Source organism: Streptomyces bambusae, from assembly GCF_020532645.1.
Lineage (GTDB): Bacteria > Actinomycetota > Actinomycetes > Streptomycetales > Streptomycetaceae > Streptomyces > Streptomyces bambusae.
On record NZ_JAJAUZ010000130.1, the window covers coordinates 1 to 3,109 of the forward strand.

The 3,109-nt window shown below is 65.7% G+C and carries 3 protein-coding genes; all 3 read right to left on the bottom strand.

What is annotated here, in order from left to right:
• Positions 1 to 875, bottom strand: an 875-nt coding sequence (locus LG634_RS37460; RefSeq protein ID WP_443729032.1) for an ISAzo13 family transposase, incomplete at its 3' end; no start/stop codon positions are given.
• A gap of 170 nt (positions 876 to 1,045) precedes the next feature.
• Positions 1,046 to 2,428, bottom strand: a complete 1,383-nt coding sequence (locus LG634_RS37465; RefSeq protein ID WP_226741009.1) for a VanZ family protein — start codon at positions 2,426 to 2,428, stop codon at positions 1,046 to 1,048.
• A 93-nt stretch (positions 2,429 to 2,521) separates the two neighbouring features.
• Positions 2,522 to 2,917, bottom strand: a complete 396-nt coding sequence (locus LG634_RS37470) for a hypothetical protein (RefSeq protein WP_226741010.1) — start codon at positions 2,915 to 2,917, stop codon at positions 2,522 to 2,524.
• Positions 2,918 to 3,109: the final 192 nt, after the last annotated feature.

The window sequence follows — 3,109 nt, forward strand, 5'->3', positions numbered from 1 at the left end:
TTCCAGGCCCGGGTGCGGTAGCCGTTGGAGCCACCCGCGTCTGCCGTGATCAGGAGCCGTGTCGCCTGCGGATAGGAAACCTGGCCCTGTCCGTTCCACCAGCGGCGGATCGACTCCACCGCGAACGCTGCGGTGTCGTGATCGGTGCCGACGTTGACCCAGCCGGTGTTCGCCGCCAGGTCGTAGACCCCGTACGGGATCGCCTTGCCCAGCTTCGGGTCGGCGAAGTCGTGCATGTTCACCAGCACCGGATCACCGGCCGGACGCCACTGGCGGCCGTCGTTCTTGAACTCGCCGACGAGCTCCTTCTTCTTGGTGTCCACGCTGATGACCGGCTGGCCGGCGTCCCGGTGCTCGCGGGCCTGCTCGTTGAGGTAGCGGAACTGTGCGTCCTGGTCGGCGTGCTGGCCGCCCTCGGGCGTCTTGGCGTTGGCCTGCAGACTGAAGCCTTCCTCCCGCAGCAGATCGGCAACGGTGTCGGCACTGACCCGGTGCCCGGCCCGGGTCAGTTCCCTCGCGAGTACGCGGGTCGACTTCACCGTCCATCGCAGCGGCGACATCGGATCACCCCGCACCTCCGGCTCCACCAACGCCAACAGAGCCGACCGCAGCCCCGGATCAAGTTCCGCGACCCGCTTGCGACCTCCCCCCGGACGCCGAACCCGGCCCAAGGGCTCCTCGCCGGCCTCCAGCTCGAACACGCCTTTGCGGACCGTCGTCTCACTCGCCGAGGCCGCCAGCGCGACAGCCCGGACGCCGCCGTGACCCAGGACCCGGGCCTCAGCAGCCAGCAGCAACCGACGCTGACGCTCGTCCAGATGCGGCAACAACACCGCAAACTTCACCGCGAGTTGGTCACGATTCTCGTCCGGGATGCGCGTACCACACCAACGAGCATCAGGACGGGAAGCAACACCTTGATTCCCTGCAAGCCCTTAGCAGACAGCTGTCCGCGTACGAGTGAACGTTTCACGAGTACGTCGACAATCGCCTTCATGCAGGAGAGCCGTCGGTGTTCTTGGGCTCGGAACGCACTCATGTGTGGTCAGGGTGCCTCGCTGGGGGGACCGTCCATGACCTTCCTGGTGTCGGCATGTACCACGATGACGATGCCTTGTGGTTCCGCCGGCTCCGGCGTCGTCCCGTTCGGAACGGTTGGTGCAGGAGGATCGGGGAGAGCGAAGCCTATGAGCCAGAACATCGCCCATGCCCCCTGGGGGTCCTTCTTCACGATCAACTCAGATTCGGTGAAGCGGCCCTGGGGCACTCGGTCCTGTGCCGTTGCGCGGGCCTGCTGAGCCGTGACGCGGTGTGGGGGGAGGACTGCGGGTCCTTGTTCGTTTCGTCCGGTGAACGCGGAGATCCTGCCGTCGGGCTCCACGACGACGTCCATGCGCATCGGCATGAGCGCCCCCTGCTTGCGCTCGCGCCAGGCCACGGTGAATTGCCCGGTGCCCGGTGCCGTGGGGGTCGCCGTGACCTTGCTGCCGTTCGCCAGTGCCCAGGGGAAGCGCGGGCGGACGAAGGCGGTCGCCTGCTCGATGCTTTGCTCTGCGGTGCGGACTGAGCGGGCCGGCACGCCGGGTCCACTCTTGCCGAATGTGGACCCGCTGATGAAGCGGGCGCCGTCGGTGAAGCTCAGGGAGCCGTCCCTGAGGGTAACCATGGTCTGTCCCTGACTGCCGGGCACGGTCGGGTCGGCAGCCTTGTACTGCACGTTGGCCACGCGGGCCTGCGGACCCCACACGTCTCGTACCAGGGCCTCCGCGGTCCGCCGCTGCTCGCGCGTGGCCTGGGTCAGTTCGGTGACCTCGGCCAGTACCGGAGTCACGGTGAGTGCCCCGACCAGGAGGCTTGCGGCGACTCCGGTCGCGAGAATCTTGCCGCCCTGCACGAAGTCCTGACTGCTCAGCACCTTGGAGGTGCCAGGTGCTTTGTCCGGACGTGAAGCCCGTGGCGGCAGCGACAGCAAGACGCCCATCATTGTGCCCAGGAGAGCCCCGAGGCAGTTGGCGATCAAGTCCTCACTGGTGCAAGCGCGTCCCAGAACGGGCAGCGTCGACTGCAGGAGCTCAGTGCCCACCGACAGCAGTGCGCTTGCGGCCAGCACCACTGCAGGACGGCGGAAGAGGAGAGTCCCGAGGCAGGCGACCGGGATGAACAGGGCGACATTCAAAAGTCCCTGCTGGGTCGTCAGAGGCCCCAGGGCATCCCTATTGACCGTACACAGACCGCCGGAAACGGTGGAGTGCACGGGGTACAAGGTGAGGACGAGCTCTCCGGCCAGGGCCCACCCGAAGGCAAAGGCCGCCAGCTGGGACAAGCTGCGCCGACGGGCGAGGAACAGTATGGCGGTGCTGAGGAGCAGACCAATGCAGAGGAGAGACGGCAGCAGCCAGGGATTGCCGTTAAGTATTGCGCTGATCAACGGAAGGGGCCTCGTTCGGAGGTGGGAACAGGTAACGGCGCCGCGCGACAGGGCCGCCCCCTGCGGGAGAGGGCGGCCCGGTGTAGCTTGCTGTCAGCAGCTGGTGACGGGGGGCGTCTGGAACTGCTGCTGGTTGGCTGCATCCAGCAGGCCCACGGCCGACCTGCACCCGCTGATGTAGTAGGCGTTGGACCACGTCTTGTTCTTGGTGGTACCAGCAGACTGGGTGTACCAGCTACCCCAGTGGTCGGAGCCGTTGTAGGCGTACCCGAGGCGGACCGTGACCGCAGAGCCGCCGGTCTTCTGGTAGGTCACCGAAGGGCTGAGATAGTTCGCCACTGTGCCCGTCGCCAGGAATATGGTGAGCTTCCCGTTGCTCAGCGAGGTGCACGAAGTGCGATACCCGCAGTTGCCTCCCGCCATGGCAGGCGCAGCTGCGCCAGCCATCAGCATCCCAGTCATTGCGACAACGGCAGTGGTCTTCTTCATAGGATCCTCCATCTTGTGAGGTGGAGATCATCTTCTATGATGTTCCGGCAAGTCAATCTCCTTTCCTACAGATGGAGTTGAATCTTGCCAGGCCTGGGTAAAGCCGTGCTCACCTCCTAAGGGCTTGCAGGGAATCAAGATGTTGCTTCCCGTCCTGATGCTCGTTGGTGTGGTATGCGCATCCCGGACGAG

Excerpts from the sequence above, each read along its gene's own strand:
- LG634_RS37470 (WP_226741010.1), bottom strand. The coding sequence starts at position 2,917 with ATGAAGAAGACCACTGCCGTTGTCGCAATGACTGGGATGCTGATGGCT.